This is a genomic window from Streptomyces odontomachicola (assembly GCF_039605595.1).
Classification (GTDB): Bacteria; Actinomycetota; Actinomycetes; order Streptomycetales; family Streptomycetaceae; genus Streptomyces.
The window spans coordinates 325,000-344,781 of sequence record NZ_JBCFOK010000003.1; the positions used below are offsets into that span (position 1 = coordinate 325,000).

At 69.5% G+C, this 19,782-nt stretch carries 8 protein-coding genes; 5 read left to right on the forward strand and 3 right to left on the reverse strand.

All coding sequences use genetic code 11. From position 1 onward, the window contains the following. Positions 1–85: 85 nt before the first annotated feature. Together ABEE00_RS06660 and ABEE00_RS06665 are read right to left on the reverse strand one after the other, a co-directional pair. A complete protein-coding gene (locus ABEE00_RS06660; protein ID WP_345744316.1) occupies positions 86–1,417 on the reverse strand; it encodes a hypothetical protein in 1,332 nt (443 codons plus the stop codon). Positions 1,418–1,873: 456 nt separating this feature from the next. Beyond that, the gene (locus tag ABEE00_RS06665; RefSeq protein WP_345744317.1) at positions 1,874–2,413 is read right to left on the reverse strand and encodes a hypothetical protein; all 540 of its coding nucleotides are present in this window, start codon (positions 2,411–2,413) and stop codon (positions 1,874–1,876) included. Between the two features lie 154 nt (positions 2,414–2,567). On the opposite strand from ABEE00_RS06665, the gene ABEE00_RS06670 reads away from it, so the two are divergent. Further along, a complete protein-coding gene (locus ABEE00_RS06670; protein ID WP_345744318.1) occupies positions 2,568–3,479 on the forward strand; it encodes a 5'-methylthioadenosine/S-adenosylhomocysteine nucleosidase family protein in 912 nt (303 codons plus the stop codon). Then, a complete protein-coding gene (locus tag ABEE00_RS06675; RefSeq protein ID WP_345744319.1) occupies positions 3,476–7,627 on the forward strand; it encodes an ATP-binding protein in 4,152 nt (1,383 codons plus the stop codon). Before ABEE00_RS06670 ends, ABEE00_RS06675 begins: the two co-directional genes overlap by 4 nt. Before the next feature lie 845 nt (positions 7,628–8,472). On the opposite strand, the gene ABEE00_RS06685 is transcribed toward ABEE00_RS06675, so the two are convergent. Then, positions 8,473–9,810 carry an NsdA family TPR-like regulatory protein gene (locus ABEE00_RS06685; protein ID WP_345744320.1) on the reverse strand — a complete coding sequence of 446 codons (1,338 nt, stop codon included), beginning with the start codon at positions 9,808–9,810 and terminating at the stop codon, positions 8,473–8,475. Positions 9,811–10,170: 360 nt separating this feature from the next. Between ABEE00_RS06685 and ABEE00_RS06690 the strand changes: the two genes are divergently transcribed. Genes ABEE00_RS06690 through ABEE00_RS06700 form a run of 3 tightly spaced genes read left to right on the forward strand, consistent with a single transcriptional unit; the run spans position 10,171 to position 19,655 of the window. Further along, entirely contained in the window at positions 10,171–16,764 is a 6,594-nt protein-coding gene (locus ABEE00_RS06690) for a type I polyketide synthase (RefSeq protein ID WP_345744321.1), read from the forward strand. Positions 16,765–16,780: 16 nt separating this feature from the next. Continuing rightward, positions 16,781–18,691: an FAD-dependent monooxygenase gene (locus tag ABEE00_RS06695; RefSeq protein ID WP_345744322.1), complete on the forward strand. Its 1,911-nt coding sequence runs from the start codon at positions 16,781–16,783 to the stop codon at positions 18,689–18,691. 7 nt (positions 18,692–18,698) lie between these two features. Continuing rightward, entirely contained in the window at positions 18,699–19,655 is a 957-nt protein-coding gene (locus tag ABEE00_RS06700) for an NAD(P)-dependent oxidoreductase (RefSeq protein ID WP_345744323.1), read from the forward strand. Positions 19,656–19,782 lie beyond the last annotated feature (127 nt).

Below are 19,782 nucleotides of genomic sequence, written 5' to 3' on the forward strand. Positions count from 1 at the left end.
AACCCTGCTCAAGAACTGATCTCCATGGAGTCCCGTAGTTCTTATTTCCTGGAACGACCGCATCGAGAGCAGACACCCCTTGAGATCACGTTCGGCTCTGGCCGCGCATGATGTCGATGAGAGAGGAGTCCTTGATTCGCCCTCCGTAGAGCGCCATCCATAGGAGCAGGGAGAGCGTGCCGATCAGTGGTGTTGCTGCCGGTTCTGGAAGGTCTGATACCAGGAACCCGGTGGCGATGACGGTTACTCCCACGCCCATGGCAGTTGCGCGCATCCACTCCCGATTCACCGCTTCCTCTATGTCCTCCAGATCAGCGGGGTCCAGCAGGGCCAGGGTGCGGCCCTCGGCGTACCGCTGGGCAATCTTCAACAGCATGGCGGCGGTGTCTTCGAGGGTCTTTCTCGGGTCTGCACTGCTGTACTGCCGGTCTTCCATAGCACGCAACGCTCCGACCACCTGTGCTGCGTGCTGCTTCAACTGCCGTCGGCGCTCTCGCCGTACGCGGCCGTGCCGAGCGCGCCAAGCGGTCCATACGACTCGCTCGGCAGCCTTGAGGGTGATGTCCGGACACTCCAGGGGACGGCGAGACTCTTGCCTCTTGTACTCCGTTCCCACGGTTCCGCAGACAGACAGCAACTCCACCACTGGGCGCCACTGTCTCTCTTCGAGGGGTTTGTCGCGCGAACGCGGCGCCGCCCTGTAATTCCACTGGTTGGCGGGGTTATTAGCGTTCTGGGGGCTCTTGTTGAGGCTTTGAAAGGTCGGCAGAGCCGCACGTAGGGCGCTCAGGAGCGTCAGCACCAGGGCCGCTACAGCGAGGATTGTTAGTGTGCCGGCAGGGTCGCCCAGCGGTTTGGTCACTGCTGAGCTTGCCGACGGAACGGCTGTGTCTCGCATCCACTCAACTAGGTCACGTATCGCTCGCCACAGAGCAGCAAGAGGGTCCAGTTCGTCCGTTCTGCACTGTTCAGTTGAGGTTGCGTCTGGATGCTCCGCCATCCAGCAGCCCGGCCCTGCCTGGGGGTTGCTGCCGGGCGGGTGGTTCATTGCGTACCGGATGACGGTTCCGACTTCCCCGATCTGGAACAGGCACCATGCGAAGAATCCCATCACGACGGCATGCCAGATGGCTGTCAGCTCGGCATATCGGCACCAGCGCGTGACGGCCGTGACCATGCCTGACCATGATCGTGTAGGCACCCCTGGTACCAGGGTTTCCAGGTGGAGGACGGCATGGCGTATGTGCAGTCTGGCCTTCTCCTCAGCGCGGTCGTTCCAAGGCTCGACGACTCTGCGGCGGAAGATGCGCGTGCCCGCACGTCCTATATGGCGGATCCGCGGCTTGATCACCTTAAAGAGATATAAGACACCCAGGAAGGTGGCGATCTTCAGTACGGGGAGGAGGTAACCGGTCATCTGGGTAGTTTGCCGCGTGTGGTGGTGCCGCGTGGCTACTTCCTGCAGGTCGTAGCCCTCTGGTTGAGAACGGACCTTTGAGCGTGGCGCCGGGATATCACGTGGCACTGGTGCTGTGCCAGAACCCAGGGAGCTGCGTGATCTTTGAGTGGGGTGTTGACGTCGAACAAGTAGTGCCTCCGGAGGGGCCTCTCTCGGAGGGGCGTGAGCTGGTCTGCCGGGTGCGGTGTTGCTGTGACTGTGTCGGGCGGGTTTCCCTCCTCGGCCGGACACCTCGAGGGGCGTACCAGTCGCGGATGATGTCAAGAAGATCACCGATGTCGGGCAGGACCTGCTGGATCAGTTTGACGAGGCCAGCCCGTAAGTCGGTGCAGCATCCTGCCGGGCGGGTTGATGTCCGTCCGGCCCGTCCCACGCTTCTACTCAGGTGGCGAGTTGCACCGCGCCGAATACGGATCAAGGGCGGGTGTCGGCGTGGGCGATGATCTGGAACGCCAGGATGAGCACAGCGATGGCTTCGAGGACGGATACAGCCAGGGGAATGGAAGCGAGTGGGCCTCTGGCCCAGTAGACGATCAGGGCGGTGGCGGGGGTGGCGGTGAATACCGCAAGGTCGACGGCGCACTGGATCCTCTTGCGTTGGGTGCGGCGCGAGTCCTGGCGGTGAGCAGCCTCCCAGCCGAAAGGGCTGTGGCCTGCATCGACCAACGTGCCGAGACGGGGGCCTAGTTCGGTGCGTATGTAGCGGCCGATGGCGCTGATCTTCTCGTCGTTGACTAGGTAGGTCCAACCAAGGGCGCAGACCGCGGCGGGGAGGACCACCAGCAGAACGGGATGGCGGGTGTTGGCTGCGCCGATGAGGACGCTGACGATGGCGGCCATCGTGACGTAGAGAAGGTTGTCTCGGAAACCGATGCGGGTTTTCTGCTCTTCTTTCAGGCGGTCGTACTCGGCTAGGAGAAGCTTGCCGAGGGTGATGTCTTCCGCTGCTGCCATGGTATCTCCCCTGTCGTACCGGAGTGCGCGCTGTGCGGCCATTGTGCGCAGCCGGGGTGTTGTGCTTGGCAGCGGGTGTTTTACGAGGTGTGCGAACCGTTTCTACCGGTGTGCGCCGCTAAGATGTGAGTATCGACAGGAGGAGGAACGTCCCGTGGCAGAGGGCGAGTTGGAGCGTGCCAGACCGGTCGTGGTGCTGACGGCCCTTCCCCTCGAACACGAGGCGGTGAGGGTGCATCTGGGGAACCCGCGGGAGGTGCCCGCGGAAGAGATCCGCTTCCTGGTCGGCAGCGTGCGCGGTGTGCAGTGCCCGGTCGTATTGGCGCAGACGGGGCCGGGGAATCTGGCGGCGGCGCTGTGTGTTCAGCGTGCCCAGGATCAGTTCTCGCCCCGTGCGGTCTTCTTCGTCGGGGTGGCTGGCAGCCTCAAGGCTGAGGTCCGCTTGGGAGACGTCGTGGTGGGAACCAAGATCTATGCCTACGACGGGGTCAAGTACCTCGGTGACGAAGTGCTGGTGCGGCCGGACGGCGGTGCAGCGCCCGTGGCGCTGGAGCAGACGGCGCGGCATGCTTTGCAAGGCGGCGCCTGGTGGGTGCGACTTCCCCGAGCGGGTGGCCGGGAAGCGCCTCAGGTGCACTTCAAACCGATTGCCTCGGGTGAAGCAGTGCTCAGTTCGCACAGTGCCGAGCTGAAGGACCGGCTGCGACGTAATTACAACGATGCCGTCGCGGTCGACATGGAGAGTGCCGGCCTCGCCGCGGCAGGTACGCGGGGCGGAGTGGAGGTCATGGCGATCCGCGGGATCAGTGATGTCACCGACGAACACAAGGCGGCGGCTGATGCGGCCGGGTGGCAGCAGCGGGCTGCCGGACACGCGGCGGCGGCCTGTCTGGAGGTCCTCGCTGCTCTCCCAGCGGACGGGGAAAACGAGGTGGCGGACGACCCGTCGGCGACACGGTCGCACGCGCGGGGTGCAGTGCAACACAACCACGCGCAGGCCGGGGGCACCGTCTACGCAGTGCAGCACGGAGACCTGAACCTGGGGCCCGGAGCGACCGAGCGATGAGTGCAGGCCATTCCGGCGACGAAGAGCAGAAGGCGTCGCCCGGGGCGGCCCAGAATAACCGTGCGCAGGACGGAGGCACCGTCTACGCAGTCCAGTACGGGGACCTGAACGTCTATCAGGCCGCAACATCACCGGGGCAGGACCGGTTTGATCAATGGGAGCGGTCTCTGCGGCGACGGCCTCAAGAGCTCGAGATCGCTGAGGGGCAAACGCTGCGCCTTGAGCGCAGCGAGGCCCTGCGCACGCTGTATGCAGCGGTACAGGAAGCTGGCGAGGCAGCTGTGGTGGTGCGCGGCGAGCCGGGGGTGGGCAAGTCGGCGCTGGTGCTGCGAGCCGTCGACCTGCTGCGACAGGATGGGGCGCTGGTATGGGTCGGGGCGTTGCATGCGATGCAGCCGCAGGCCGGGGCGCTCGCGCAGATACTCGAGGTGGCGCTGGCTCCACACCGTGCGGCACTGGTGGAAGGGCGCCCTGGCCTGTTGGTGGTGGAGGGGGCAGAAGCAGTCCAGGAGGGGTTGAAAGAGCTGTGTGCGGAGGCGATCGACGCGGCGGTGGCGGTCGGCCTCACGCCGGTGCTGGTGTGCCGGGACGACGCCGCGGAGACGGTGAGCGAGCTGTGTGGGCACAGTGCTGCGGCCAAGGTGACACAGGTGCACGTCCCGCCTTTGGATGACGCGGAGATCTGCGAAGTGCTTCGGGCTGCACCGCAGTTGGCACACCTGGCCGGGCAGGATCGCTCCTGTTGGCTGCTGCGCCGGGTGCTGCTCATCGACTTGCTGCTGCGCTCCGCACGCCGTGGGGCCGCACTGCCGCAGACGCTGGTCAGCGAGGCTGACGTCTACCTCCACGTATGGCAGACGCTGGTCCTCAACCGGGGCGAGAGTGTGCAGGGAGCTGTGCCGGATGACCGGGAGGCGGCACTGGTATGCCTGGCGGAAGAAGGACTGACCGGCCAGCGCGCCACGCCACCCTCGGGGCCGGCACGCATGTCGCTGCGCTCGGACGGCCTGCTCGCCCCGCTCGATCAGCCGCGTGCTGGCCACGGTGGCCATCCCTTCGCCCACGATGTGTACCGGGACTTCGCGACCGCCCACCGACTGCTGGCGTGGGAGGACGGGATTGCGCTGCTGGGGCGGCGTGCCCCACGTACGGCGGTGCGGGCGGGACGCATCTACTGTCAGGTCCGCCTGGACCCCTCGCGCGGCGGCAGTGTGGAAGCAAACTGGCAGGAGGTATACCGGGCGTTCAGCGAGCTGGCTGCCGAATACGGCCCACGTTGGCAGGAGGTGCCCTGGGAAGCGCTACTTCACGCCGGTTGGTGCGAGCAGGTGCTCTCGGCCCTCTCCATGCGGTTGCGCCACGAGCCGGTGCTGGTGGAGCAGTTGCTGCGCTGCGCACTGCGATGTGCACGCGATGCTGCGGAAGGCGCGCTGGTTCTCGCCCCGGTCGTGGCATGGCTGGTGGAACAGGGGTACCTGCGGAACGGACCGCAGGAGGATGCCGCAAGTGCGGTGGTGCTTGAGTGGCTGCGCAGCGTTTCGTGGCTGGAGGTGGGCGGCGGAGAGGTAGGTGCGTACCGCCCGCTGCGCGCGGCGGTACGCACCGTTGCGTTGGAGGCGGTAAGGACCGGCTCCTCTTCGCAGATATGGGTAGAGGCACTGGCGCTGCTGGGCGCCGACCGGGACGAGGGGGCCGTCGCAGCGCTGCGGGAGGTGATGCGGGGTAGGCCTCAGGAGCTGCTGCCGGCCATCGAGCGCACCGTCCCGGGGTACGCACTGGCCGCGACCGCCCCGGATGTACTGGTGGAGTTGACCCTCGGCTACTACCTGGTGGCTCCCGAGCAGCGAGAGCGTTACGGCAAGTTGTTCCCCGAGGGGGTGCGGCGGCACGAGCGGCTCGGGCCGCCGCTGTACGGCTGGGCGTCCAAGGTGCGGGGACCGTTCCTCGCCCTGCTCCAACACGCCCCGCACGCAGGTCTGCTGCTGATTCGGCGATTGCTGGAACAGGTGCTGGAGCCTTATTCCTCCGCGGTTCCCGCCTTGGTGGTCTGCGGTGACTTTCTGGGCACTGGACTGCGGGAATATCCAGGTCACGCCGCCGCCTGGTCCTGGTGTCACGGCGCGCTCAACGGGCCGCAGCCATGCATCAGCGCGCTCATGGCGCTCGAAGCGTGGCTGGAGCAACTCATCGGCGCGGGAGCGCCCGTTTGCGCGGTCGCGCGCTTGGCGGTAGAGCGGGTGGGCACCATTGCCGGAGCCAGCCTGGCCTACCGGTTGCTGGTGCGCCACTGGAAAGAGGATCCCGGCGCATTGGTGGACTTCCTCGCCCTCCCGGAGGTGTGGGAGATGGAGAACGCGCGCCTGTGTACTGGAGGAGACGCGGAAATTCCCTCGCCGGGGAGAGTGACCTCGCAGTTGGTCGCCGATGCGCTACAGAGCGCAGATGCCGAGCGCTTGGCCCATCTGCAAGAGGTCTCCCGGAAGCTGCGTGCCGTCGGCAGCAAGGCGGTAGATCCGGTAGCGCTGGGGAACTGGGCCGACCATTTGAATCCCGACCAGTACGCGCCAGGTTATGCAGGTGACCGTCGGGTGATCGCACCGCAGCCATCGACGGAAATCGCTGAAGAACTGGGCAGACGACGTGCCCGCGCGGCGCGCATGACCCATCGGTATGACTTGTTGAGCCGGTACGCGCTCAGCACCCGTGGGCTGCATCGTGTGCGGGTGCCGGAGCTCGCCGACTCCGACCATCTGCAGTCTGACATCGCCAGGGCGCAGGCTCTCGCCCACGCTGGGGAAGGCCAGGAGGCGGTCTGTGCGGTGGCCGCGGCCGTAGTCGTGGTCGCGGCAAGCGGTCGCACGCCGTCGACAGACGGCGTGCGGTGGGCGCTGGAGATAATAGTTGCCGCCGCCGCACCGGTGGCGGCCGAGGATGCTACGCCCGGTGATGTCGTACTGCCGTGGGATGAGCGCCTGCTGGCTGCTCTGGCGGTGCCGCTGGCACTTCTGCCCGCAGTAGCAGCCCCGTCGCCGATGCGCGAGGCGCTCATCGAGGTAATTCGCGGGTGCGCAGCCGATCCAGCCCGCGCGGTGCGCGACCACTTTGCGGAAGGGGCACGCGCGCTGTGGTCGGTTCCCTGTGCAGCGGGCGGCACGTGCCACCACGCCGTGGCCTGGCAGGCTGCTGAGGCAAGCGTGGAGTTGGCGGTGCAAAAGGCCAACAGGGTCCGATGCACCCAGGAGCCGCAGCGGCCACCAGTGACGGATTGCAGCCAACTGATCGGAGATGAGGATGTGTTGGAGGAGCTGGTCAGTGTGCTGCCGGTGGCGCTGGAGGCCGCTGTCACCTCACATTGCCGCACTCCCCACGCGCGCCGCCTGCGAACGCCGCTGCTGGAGGTCTACGCACGCAGCGCATGCTTCCACGGCGATGCGGATAGAGAGCGGCGGCCGGAGGAGGACAGCGCGCTGTGCGCAGCCCTGCTGAGAACCACCACGATCGAGCCCAGTGTACTGACCGCTTTGGTAGAGCAGTTGGCTCCCTCGGCGGGGGCGCTCAGCCACCTGCTGCACGGTCTGAAGCTGACCGCGACGTATGAAACCGAACTCATCCCTGCCCTGGAGAAGGTCTGGCCCACGGTGATGGAATCGGTCCTCACCCGGCCTTCCGCACCCGTGGACAACGACGCTTCCACACGTCGGGCAGAGCGCCGCCTGAGAGAGTGGCAGGAGCAGAACCTTCTAGACGAACTGGCGCCCAACCCCACTGTGTGTGCAGCAGAGCAGAACGTGGACGGCGTTCTTCGCACAGCGCGTGAGCGATGGCTGGCACTGGCGCCGTTGCAGGAGGCCCTCGAAGCATGGAGCACCGCCAAGGGAGTGGGTCGCTCCGCCGGGGATCACCTGATCGGCCTACTCAAATCTCAGCCCCTGTACCACCAGCTCGACCCTGGACTGCGGTGGGTACGGCAGCGTCTGGTGAACGCCGAAGGATTGGTCGAGGAACCGGGGTATTTGCTGGTGGAGTGGTTGCACATGCTCCGTCCCGAGTTGAGCGCACCGGCACGGCCCCATTACCAGGCTCTCGTTGACGGTCTGGCCTTGTGCGGACACCCCGCAGGGCGGGCGTTGCAGCAACTTGACGAATGACGATGTGACAGCCGAACTGTGCGACTGGAGGTTCGAGGCGGCCTTCGCCTACTCGAAGGCACAGGCACTCTTGATTGGGTTCCTTGTAGCGACGCTGTTGGGTAGCGCCGTGGATCCCCGGTTAGCGTGCGGAGGTACCGCACGGTGGATACTGCGGATCATGCGTGTTGACTTCGATCCTCAGGCTATGTCCGGCCGTGACTTCTACAAGTTCTTGACCGCCACCGTCGTACCGCGGCCCATCGCGTGGGTCTCGACAGGGCGCCGAGACGGCGATGGCGACAACCTTTCACCTGCGAAGTTCTGACGAAGACGGTATCGGGCGATTGAAAATATTCACTGGTCACGGCATTTGCAAGGTCTGTCGGGGAGTCCACGGTGCGGCAGGCTCACTGCCGTTCGGTATGGGTTTGCTCAGCGTCGTGGCCGGTAGGCCAGCTCTGATGGCTCGCCGCCTCACCGGCGAGGCCGCCACCTCCTGGCATGACCCGGCATCACGGCATCAAACGCAAGTTTCTAGATAGAGCATCGGGAGGCAACCTCCTCTATACCACGCCCAACTTGTCCGTCAGGCAGGGCTGCCAGAGTCATTGCACCTCACTGTGGCAGCCGATCTTCGGGTGGGTTGGGAAGCTACGTCGCTGATCTCGCATCGAGTGGAGCGGGCGGGGTTTTGTCATGTGTCATCCCTGGCGCGTTCCCCGGGGGCGGATAGCGTTTGCGCCATGCAGGATCCCTTCGAGGTTGTTCTTCGCCCTTCGCCGCTTTCCGCTCCCGTGGCCACCGCTGAGGACGTCAGCGAGCCGCTGGGCGGAAGCGGCGGTGACGCCCGTACCGCCCGCTGTTCAGCAGAGAGAGGCGGCGCGCGTCAGGAGTTGACCCGTGCCGGGGTGGCGGCGGTGAGGGTGGAGGAGACGGCGCATGACACTCAGCCGGCGGGCGACGCGCGAGGAGTGCAGGGCGGGGTAGGTGTCGAGGAACACCTGCCAGTGACCGAGGGCAGCTTCGAGGTGCCCTTGCGCGAGGCAGCTCTCGGCGAGTCGGGCGCGGGTGAGGGCGGCAGCCTGCCGTTCGGCAGGGGAGCGTAAGCGCAGGGACGTGGTGAGGGCGCGGGTGGCCCCCGGCGCGTCACCGAGGGTGGCCAGCGTCTGGGCCCGCTGGTAGTGCAGGGCGGCGGCCGGGTAGTGGCTGAAGGGGTCCGGGGAGGCGTCGGGGGCCTGTTCGAGGAGGCGTTCGGAGGCGGACAGCGCCGCGAGCGCGGCGCGCCTGCTGTGGTGGGCCTGCATGACGGCGAGTTGAGCCTGTGCGTACGCGCGAACGGTCCGGGGGGCATCGCGGGCGCTGTCGGCGGCGCGTTCGGCCAGGTGGAGAACCGCGGGGGTGTGGTGGCCCTTGTCGTGCGCGTGGGTGGACATGGTGCGCAGGGCGATGGCGAAGGTGGCCGCGTCCCCGGACTCGACGGCGAGCTGGGCCGCGGTGTGCTGGTAGTGCTGGGCGAGTCCGTCCGCGCCGCCGTCGGCGCTCATGTTGGCGAGCAGCAGCGCCAGTTGAGCGGCGCCGATGAGCAGCTGGTGGCGTACGTTCTCACTGGCGGAGGCGTGCAGGCGCCGTGTCACGTCGTGGCGGAGGTAGGCGGCCAGCGCGGAACGGACGTGGCTGGGGCCGTGGAGCTGGGAGGTCTCGGAGAAGACGCGGGTCATGGTGTGCATCTCGTCAGCCTCCGGCCGCCCGACCCGGCGCGTCATGCCGGCCGCGCTCGGGCGTGGGCCGGTGGTCGTCGCATGGGGTGACCGCCATAATTCGGGCACGGCGAGGCTGTAGGTCCCGGCGCTGAGCGTGTGGCGGCTGCTGGGGTCCAGCTCGGCGCGGGTGAGCGCGGTCAGCCGGTGCAGCGGGTCTGTTTCCCAGGGAAGGTCGAGGGCCGTGGACGGCGCGCCGCTCAGGCCCGCTTCGGCAGCGCTGACGGGCCGCTGCAGGCGCCGCGAGAGCGCCTGCAGCAGCAGGGCCGGTGCCGGTGGCCGGGGAGTGGTGCCCGCGAGCCAGCGCGAGACCATCGAGCGGTCGCAGGCCAGGGATTGTCCGTGCTCTGCGGCTAACGTCCGTAAGACGGCGGCGAGTTGGGCGCCATTCCACTCAGCCTCCTGGAGCAGTGCCTGAAGCCGGGTGTTGCGCGTCTGGGGCACGAGTCCCTCCTTGGATGAGCTGGAAGCCGTCGGCTGAGCCGGCTGACTGTCGCGTTCCTTGAGCCGACGGACCCGAACTCCGCTCGGCGGGGCCGTGCGTGAACGCGTACATCGCTTGTGCCCTTGTGAACACGCCGCGGGGGGTGTGCTACCTCCGGAGTTCCGCAGACTTTCACAAGTGCGCAAGGTCGCATCGATTGCAGCGCATCGACTGCCGTAACCCTTTGTGTCGTTCGGGTCAGGGCCGGTGCACTGGATTGCGACCGCAGCCACCGCTGTGTGTGATGCGGCGCGGCTGGACGGATTCCCTTCGAGTCGCCGACCACTGTCCAATCCGACTGCGCAGAACTGGAGTTGGCCATGAACACACCCGCAGCCCACCCTCCTGAGCGAGAGGACACACAGCCCCGGGGACAGGTCGCTGTCGTAGGCGTGGGCTGCCGGTTTCCCGGAGGCATCGGCTCGCTCTCCGATCTGTGGAAGATGCTGGAAGCGAAGAACCAGACGATCGGCCCGGTGCCCGCCGACCGCTGGACCCCCGAAACCCTCAAGGAACTCCCGCCCGAAGTGGCGGCGCGCATGCGCTGGGGCTCGTTCCTCGACGATGTCTTCTCCTATGAACCCGATTTCTTCGGGATCAGCGAGCACGAAGCACCCTGGGTGGATCCACAGCACCGCCTGCTGATGGAGGTCGCCTGGGAAGCCTGCGAGAACGCGGGAATTCCGCCCACCAGCCTCGCCGGAGAACGGGTGGGAACCTTCTTCGGCCTGTATTCGAGGGACTATCTGCTGCGCTCCCAGCGCCCGTTGGAGGACACCGACCCGTACGCGATTCACAGCGGGACCGACAGCATGGCCGCCGGACGGCTGGCCTTCCTGCTGGACCTGCAGGGTCCCCAACTGACCATGGAGACCGGCTGCGCCTCCGGGCTCGTGGCCGTGCACACCGCCTGTCAGAGCCTTCTTGGCGGCGAGTCGGAGGTGGCGCTGGCAGGCGCCGCTTCGCTGACCCTGGATCCCGAGGGCACGGTGCTGCCCGCGCGGTGGTCCTTCTTCTCACCCACCGGCCAGTGCCACTCCTTCGACGCGGCGGCGGACGGGTATGTGCGCGGCGAGGGCTGCGCGGTCGTCGTCCTCAAGAGGCTGCAAGACGCGCGGCGCGACGGGGACCGGGTCCTGGCCGTCGTACGTGGGTCCGCGGTGAACCAGAACGGGCGCCGCAGTTCACGTCTGATGGCGACCTCGCAGAGCGCCCAGGCCGACGTCTACCGGCATGCCCTGGAGCGGGCCGGCGTCCGGGCCGAACAGGTGGGCCTGGTCGAGGCGCACGGGCCGGGGACGGCGGTGGGCGACCCGCAGGAGTTCGCCGCCATCGCCTCCGTGTACGGGCGGGGCGAGGGAAGCTGCGCGGTCGGGTCGGTGAAGACGAACATCGGTCACACCGAGCCGGTGGCGGGGCTTGCCAGCCTGCTCAAGACCGTCTGCTGTCTGCGCCAGGGGACCATCGCTCCGAACCTGCACTTCCGGGACTGGAACCCGGAGATCGACGCGGCGGACACCCGCCTGTACGTGCCCACGGAGCCACACGCCTGGGGCGCGCCCGGCCCGCGGCGGGCGGCGGTCTCCTCATTCAGCGTCTCCGGGACCAACTGTCACATGATCGTGGAGCAGTCGGCGGAACCCGGATTCGGGGAGGAAGCACACGAGAGGGAAGGAGGGCGGCGCGAAGCGGGCGGCGGGTCGCAAGACAGCGGGAGCGCGGACGGGGAGCGGGTCTTCCTGCTCTCCGGCGGGACCCGTCCCGCCACCCGCATCGCCGCCGGCCGGCTCGCCGACTGGCTGGAGGGGGAGGGGGCAGCAGCGCCCCTGGCCGATGTGGCGCACACGCTGGCCACACGCCGCTCCCACGCGCGCCATCGGGTCGGCGTGGTCGCCGAGCGGCGCTCCGAACTGATCGAACGCCTCACGTCGTATGCGGCCGAGACGTCGGCGGAGGGCGTCATGGCCGACAAGGTGGTCGCCGAAGCGGGGCCAGGGCCGGTGTGGGTCTTCTCCGGACACGGTTCCCAGTGGGCGGGAATGTGCGCCGGACTACTGGACAGCGACGCCGCGTTCACCCAGGTCATCGACATGCTGGAGCCGCTCATCAAGGAGGAGGCGGGTCTCTCCGTGCGCGAGACGCTCTCCTCCCGCGCGGAGATCTCCGGCATGGGCACGGTGCAGCCCGTCATCTTCGCCGTCCAACTGGGCCTCGCAGCCGTGTGGCGCGCCCACGGCGTCACGCCCTCCGCCGTCATCGGTCACTCCATGGGCGAGGTGGCCGCCGCCGTCACGGCCGGTGCCCTGTGCCTGGAGGACGGGGTACGGGTGATCTGCCGCCGCTCCCGGCTGGTCGAACGCACGGCAGGCCAAGGGGTGATGGCGTCGGTCGACCTCACCCGGTCCGAGGTCGAGGAGGACCTGGTGCGCTCCGGCGCCGAGGGCGTGGCCGTCGCCGTGGAGGCCGCGCCGCACAGCACGGTCATCGGCGGAGATACCGCGCAGGTCCAGCGCCTGGTGGAGGAGTGGAAGGTGCGGGACGTCATGGCGTCGCTGATCAGCGTCGAGATCGCCTCGCACACGGCGCAGATGGACCCGATCCTCGATGAACTGCGGGCCGAGCTGTCCGGCGTGGAACCCGACAAGCCCACCCTGCCCTTCTACAGCACCGTTCTGGATGATCCGCGCACGCCCGTGCACTGCGACGCCGCCTACTGGGCGACCAACTTGCGCAGCACCGTACGACTGGCCCGTGCGGTGGGTGCGGCGGTGGACGATGGCTACCGGCTGTTCATGGAAATCAGCCCGCACCCCCTCCTGGGACAGGCCGTACGCTCCACGGCCTCCGAGCGCACGCACAACAGGACCACCTACGTACCCTCGCTGCTGCGGGACACCCCGGAGAAGTCCGCCTTCCTCAACCACCTGGCCGGTGTGCACTGCGCGGGCCACCCGGTGACCTGGCAGAACCTCTACGGCGCGGGCGAGTTGACGGACGCGCCGCCCACGAGCTGGGAACGGCGTACCTACCAGATCGACCGCCCGCAACGGGCCGCCGCCTCCGGGGGCCCGGCCCCGGCCCACCACCCCCTGACCGGCCCGTGCGTGCTGGACCCCGACGGTGAGGGCCGGCACCTGTGGCAGGCCACCCTCGGCTCCGACACCCTGCCCTGGCTCGGGGACCACAGGATCAACGCCGTACCGGTCCTGCCCGGGGCGGCCTTCTGCGAGATGGCCCTGAGCGCCGCCGCCGATACCTTCGCCGCCGAGGTGACACGGGTCGAGGTCACCGACGTGGAACTGCGGCACTTCCTGCCGCTGCGCGGCCAGACCGCGGTCACGGCAACCGCCGCCGCACGGAGCCCCGGACGCAGCGACTGGAAGCTCACCGTGCCCGATCCGGACGGCGCCGGCCTGTGCCACGCCACCGCGCAGCTCCACCTCGCCGAGCAGGAGCAGGGGCAGGAGCGCCCCGCAGGCTGGGACATGGAGGAGCTGACCTCCCGCCACGACCAGCCCGTCGACCCCTCAGGGCTCTACGCCCACATGCGCCAAGAGCGCGGCATCGAGCACGGGCCCGCCTTCGCTGGCATCACCGCGCTGGCCCTCCGCAGCGGAACCAGGCCCGTCACGGCCCTGGCCACGGTGGAACTGCCCGCTGCGGCGCGCATCGGCGCGCGGCGGTTGCACTGGCATCCGGTCTTGCTGGACGTCGGCCTCCAGGCCGTCGGCGCCACCTGGTTCGCCACCACCGAGGTGGAGCCGGGCAGCATGGTGCCCCGCCGCATCGGGCGCCTGAGGGTCCACGGCGATGTGGTCGATGCGAGCCATTGCCACGTACGACTCGACCGCGCCGATGCGCGTGGGTGCTCCGCGCGCATCCAACTGCTCACCGTGGCGGGCGAAGTGCTGGCCGAGGCCGCCGGCATCGAGTTCGTCCAGGTGCCCTCCCACACGCCCGAGGAGCGCTTCGAGAGCAGGCTGTTGCAGACCCTCTGGGAGGAGTCTCCCCTGGAGGCCCCGCCGGAGACGGAGACGGGGACCGAGGCGGGGGCGGTGACATCGGCGTGGACGCTGTGCCCGGAGCCGGAAGCCGCCGACCGGGCCGCCGCCTTGGCCGAAGCGCTGGGCGCCCACGGCGCCCACGTCACGCTCCTGCCCTTGCCGCACCCGGCCACGCAGGTGTCCGGCGACACCGACGGCTTCGCCGCCCGGCTGCTGAACGGCCTCCCAGAGGTGGAGAACGGCCTCCAGGAGGGGGAGATGGCCTCGCGGAACGTGGTCTACCTTCCCGCGCAGGAGACCGCGGTGGATTCCGAGAGTGAGGCACGGGCCCGCGAACGGGCCCTGCGGCTCATCCGCCTGACCCAGTCGCTGGCAGACCCCGAGCGAGCCGGAGCGACCCCCACGAGGCTGTGGACGATCACGTGCGCCGCGCAGGAAGTCATGGCCGGTGAGCGGCCCTCCCTCGGCCAGTCCGGGCTCCAGGGGCTCGCGCGCATCCTCAGCTACGAACACGCGGAACTGCGGCCCACCGTGGTCGACACCGACCGCTCCACCACCGCCGGGGAACTCGCACAAGAACTCCTGGCATGCCCGCCCGAGCAGGACCACATCGCCTACCGCGCCCACACCCGCTACCTGGCACGGCTGCACAACACACCGATGTCAGGGGACGAGCGGCAGCTCCGCGCGGTCGACTGGAGCCGGGACACCGTCACCCTGGAGCGCGGCGAGGTGCGGACCACCAGCGCCGTCAACCTGGTCGCCGGCGCCCGACAGACCCCCGCACCGGACGAGATCGAGATCGCCTTCGAGGCGACCAGCATCAACTTCGGGAACATCCTCCAGGCCCTGGGGACCCTCGACCGCTTCACGACGCCCGACGGGGCGCCGCCGCCCACCTTCTTCGACGGCGCGGGCACGGTGGCCGCCGTGGGGAGGCACGTACGGGATGTGCGGGTGGGAGACCGGGTCGCCGCGCTCGTCTACCGCGACGACGGACGGCTCGATCCGCTGATGAGCCGCCGCGTGTGCGTACGCGCGGACGCGGCCCTCCCCGTTCCCCAGGGCATGGACCTGCAGACCGCGGCCGGCCTACCCGTCGCCTACATGACCTCCTGGTACGCCCTGCGGCACCTGTCCCGACTCCGTGCGGGCGAGACCGTGTTGATCCACAGCGCGAGCGGCGGAACCGGGCTGGCCGCCGTGAACATCGCCCGGCTGTACGGCGCCGAGGTCATCGCCACCGCGGGCAGCGAGGCCAAGCGCGCCTTTCTGCGCGAGCAGCACCTCACCCACGTCCTGGACTCCCGCGACCCCGACTTCGCCGACCAGGTGCGCGAGATCACCCGGGGCCGCGGCGTGGATGTGGTGCTCAACTCCCTGACCGGGCCCGCGCAGGCCGCGGGACTCGATGTCCTGGCACGCCAGGGACGCTTCATCGAGCTGGGCAAGCGTGACATCTACGCCGACTCCCGCATCGGGCTCCTGCCCTTCCGCCGCAACATCACCATGAGCAGCGTGGATCTGGTGCTGCTCCGGCAGACCGATCCAGCCCTCATCGCCCGCGTCGTGCGCGAACTCGGGCAAGCGCTGGGCAGCGGCGAACTGCCGCCGCTGCCCGTCACCACCCACCCGGTGACGGAGGCGGCCGAGGCCTTCCACACCATGGCCGCGGCCCAGCACACCGGAAAGCTCGTCCTCACCTGGCCCACGCAGGGCACCGCCACCCTGCCCGTCAACCCCGAGGACGTCGAGGTCGTACGGGCCGACGGCTCCTACCTCATCACCGGCGGCCTGGGTGGGCTCGGCCTCGTCATCGCCAGGTGGCTGGCCGGCCGCGGGGCGGCCGGCATCGTCCTCAACAGCCGCTCGGCCCCCACCGAGAGCGCCCGTGCGGTCATCGAGGAGCTGCGTGCTGCCGGCACCAGGGTGGAGGTGGTGAGCGGCGACCTCAGCGTGCCCGGATGCGCGGAGCGGCTCATCGCAGCGGCGAAGTCGTGCGGGCACCCCCTGCGCGGTGTCATCCACGCCGCCGCGGTCGTCGAGGACGCCGTCACCACGAACATCGGCACCGACCTCCTGAACCGCGTATGGGCCCCGAAGGCCACCGGCGCCTGGCGGCTGCACGAGGCGACGGCGGGGATGCCGGAGCTGGACTGGTGGGTGGCGTTCACGTCGGAGTCCTCCCTCCTCGGCCGTCCCGGGCAGGGCAGCTACGCAGCGGCGAACGCCTGGCTCGACGAGTTCGCCGCCTGGCGCCGTGCCCAGGGACTGCCCGCCGTCAGCATCAACTGGGGCGGCTGGGCAGAGCACGGGCGGGGCGCCTACAACGAACAGCTCGGCTACACCATGATTCGGCCCGAGGAGGGACTCGCGGCGCTGGAGAAGATCCTCGCCCACGGCAGGACACGCACCGGATACGGAGTGGCGGATCTGGAGCTGCGCACGGCCTCCCACCCCGAGACCGCCGCGCTGGCCTTCTTCGCCCCCCTCATCGGCGCCGAGGGGCGGGACGGCGGCACGGACCTCGCGGCCACTCTCACCGCCTGTGCCGAGGACGAGCGGCGCCGCGAACTGCTGCGCCAGTGCGTCACCGACCACCTCACCGAGATGTTCCGCCTGGATGCGGACCAGTTCGACACCCACACCTCGCTGGTCTCCCTCGGCCTGGACTCCCTCCTCGCGCTGCAGCTTCGCAACCGCATCCAACGTGACACCGGGCTGGAGTTCGCGGCCACCGCGATGTGGACCCACCCCACGGTCGAGGCCCTCACCGAATACCTCCTGGGCCTGCTAGCCGACACCCAGCCCTCGACGGAGGCGGAGACGACGACTGACACACAGGCCACGACGGAGGAACAGACCTCGACCAACGCGCATGCCGCGACGTACGCCTCGGCGCGGGACTGACAGGGGGAGGTGCCACATGGACACGGACACGCAAGCAGTGGTCATCGGAGCCGGTCCCTGCGGGCTGGCCACCGCGGCCCAACTCCTGCGCCGCGGCGTGCGGGTGAGGCTCTTCGAGTCCTCCCCCGAGCCCTCCCACGGCAGCCGCGCGATCATGCTCTGGCCGCCGGCCCAGGCGGTCCTGGACGACCTGGAGGTGCTGGCTGAGGCGAGGGGCCAGGCGCGCCGGCCCGGTCGGCTCGACTACTACGGCGACCACGGACGCCTCGTCAGCGTCCGGCTCAGTACCCGGCAATCGCCGCTGGTGCTGCCGCAGTCCCGCACCGACGCCCTCCTGGAGGCCGCCGTGCACGAGGCGGGCGGCACGGTGGAACGCGGTTGGCGGCTGGTGTCCCTGACCCAGCACGGGGAGACGGTCGAGGTCGTCGTGCGCGACGCGGCCGGGCGGCACCAACGGCTGCGCGCCCCGTGGGTCATCGGCGCCGACGGCGTGCACAGCACGGTGCGGGAACTGCTCGGCATCCCCTTCACCGGAAGCGAGCTGCCCACCCCGTTCGTCCTCGCCGAAGGCCCGCTGAGCGGGGCGTGCGTGCCCGACGTCCCCGCCTACTACTTCACTTCGCGCGGGGGCATGGTCATCGCTCCCCTTCCGGAAGGCTGCTTCCGGGTCGCCGGGAGCACCGCCGACGGGCAAGAGGCCACCGCGCGGTTCGTCCAGGACATGCTCGACACCCGTGGCCCAGGCGGCCTGCGGATGGACGGCATCCAGACGCTCACCACCTTCAGCTCCTCCGAGCGCCTCGCCGAGCGCATGCGCTCCGGGCGGGTCCTGCTGGTGGGCGACGCGGGCCACACCCACTCAGCGGTCGGCGGGCAGGGACTGAATCTGGGCCTGCAGGACGTACGGAACCTGACCTGGAAGCTGGCAGGCGTCCTCTCCGGCAGGCTGGACGAGGCCGTCCTGGACACCTACGGCCCCGAACGCCTCGCCGCGGCACGCCAGATCGTCAAGGCCACCGGCGCCGTGACCCGCCTCGCGCTCGTCCGGCCGCCCTGGAGCCGCCTGCGCAACGGCGTCCTGCGAGCCGCCGAACGGGCCGCGCCAGCCCAGCGCTGGTACGCCGCCAAGGTGGCCGGAGAGCGCATCCGCTACCCGGCGACCGCGCTCGGCTGCCTGCCCGGATTCCGCGGTACGGGGCTGCCCGCACCCGGCAGGGCGGCGCCGTCCGCTGCCGAGCGCGACCGGCTCACCCTGCTCACCTGCGGCCCGCCCGGCGCCGCCCTGCCCCGCGCCGGCGAGGCCCTGGCGCGGCGCCACGCCGCCGTACTCAGCCACCGTCATCTGCCCCGGCGCCGCCGGGAGTTCCTCCTGATCCGCCCGGACGGCTACGTCGCGGCACGGGGCAGGCCCAAGGACCTTCCCCGCATCGAGCCGCTTCTCGCCGCCATCGGTACCGACCCGCAACCGACCGAGAGGACAGCCATGTCGTACCAGCAGACCTACGACGCGCACGCGGCCACGTACCGCAAGTGGGCCGACTCGATCATCAACGGAGATGTGGAGGCGTACGTCTCCTGCTTCGCTCCGGATGCGGTGGTGGAGGACGTCGCCATGGGCATGGAGACCCGCGGGGTGCACGACATCCGGGAGGCCGCGGCGCGCTGGTTCGAGGTGATCGTCGACCAGAAGATCACGCTGCTCGCGCAGTTGGAGGGCGAGGGGCACTCCGCCGTCATGTGGGAGCTGTCGGCGGAGGTCCAGGGCGTGTTCACCGAGTTGAGCAGCAACGTGCGGCCGGGCAGCCGGTTCACCAAGCAGGGGATGAGCGCCTTCCGCTTCAACGACCAGAACCAGTTCGTGTGGGAGAGGTCCCACTGGGACAGGGCGAGCGTCCTGCGTCAGATCGAGGCGCCGCATGAGGCATGAGGCAGCCATGTCCCCTGCGGCGAGCCCCAACGGCCCGGCGGCGGAAGAGGTCGGCTGCGCCGGTCTGGGCATCCTGGGCTCCGCTCTCGCGCACCGCCTGGCCGGCTCCGGCCGGCTGCACGCGGTGTGGAACAGGACACCGGACCGGGCAAGGGCCCTGGAGGCGGCCGGAATACACCGGGCCGCCCACCCCGCCGACCTCATGCGCCAGAGCACGGTGGTCGTCGTGTGCGTCAGCGACGGCGACGCAGTGGAAGAGGTCACCTTCGGGCCCGGCGGACTCGCGGAGGAGGCGGAACCAGGCAAGATCATCCTCGACCATTCCAGCATCAGCCCGCAGGAGACCCGGGCCCTTGCAGCCCGGCTGGCCGAGGAGACCGGCGCGCACTGGCTCGACGCGCCCGTGTCCGGAGGACCGCAGGGCGCGGCGGCCGGAAACCTCACCGTGCTCGCGGGCGGCAGCGAGAAGGACTTCGAGCGCGTGCGGCCCCTCCTGGACGCCTACGCGGGCCGCTGCACCCTGACCGGGCCCACCGGCGCAGGCCAGGCGACGAAGCTGTGCAGCCAGGTCATCGTGGGAGCCACCTGCTGGGCCCTGGCCGAGGCCACGCTCCTGGCCGCCGCCTCGGGCATCGACTACGGCCGGCTCCCCGAGTACCTCGAAGGCGGCTTCGCCGACTCGCGGCTCCTGCACGTGCTCCAACCCCTCATGAAGCCCGGCGACACCCACCACTTCGGCTCGCGCGACCACCTGCTCAAGGATCTGGACGCCGCGCTGGACGCGGCACGGAGCGACGGCTGCCCGCTGCCGGTCACGGCGCAGGCGGCCGAGCTCTACCGCACCGCACGCAAATGGTCCTCGCCGCTGCACAACGGCGGAATCTTCGACTTCCTCAACGGGCCGCCGCAGCAAGGCCCGCAGCCCGACGGTTCCCGGCCCGACTCCCTTCCCGACGGTAACTGAGCACAACGGCAGCCCCCCTCGCGGTGAGAGCCACTCCGATCCCCGCGAAGGGGCCCGCCGGGCCGCCGCGTACCGCGGCCCGCACGAACCCCGGATTGCACGAAGTCCTCACACCCGCATCCGACAG

Coding starts and splice junctions, on each gene's coding strand:
- ABEE00_RS06700 (WP_345744323.1), top strand. CDS start 18,699: ATGTCCCCTGCGGCGAGCCCCAACGGCCCGGCGGCGGAAGAGGTCGGC.
- ABEE00_RS06660 (WP_345744316.1), bottom strand. CDS start 1,417: ATGACCGGTTACCTCCTCCCCGTACTGAAGATCGCCACCTTCCTGGGT.
- ABEE00_RS06675 (WP_345744319.1), top strand. CDS start 3,476: ATGAGTGCAGGCCATTCCGGCGACGAAGAGCAGAAGGCGTCGCCCGGG.
- ABEE00_RS06690 (WP_345744321.1), top strand. CDS start 10,171: ATGAACACACCCGCAGCCCACCCTCCTGAGCGAGAGGACACACAGCCC.
- ABEE00_RS06695 (WP_345744322.1), top strand. CDS start 16,781: ATGGACACGGACACGCAAGCAGTGGTCATCGGAGCCGGTCCCTGCGGG.
- ABEE00_RS06665 (WP_345744317.1), bottom strand. CDS start 2,413: ATGGCAGCAGCGGAAGACATCACCCTCGGCAAGCTTCTCCTAGCCGAG.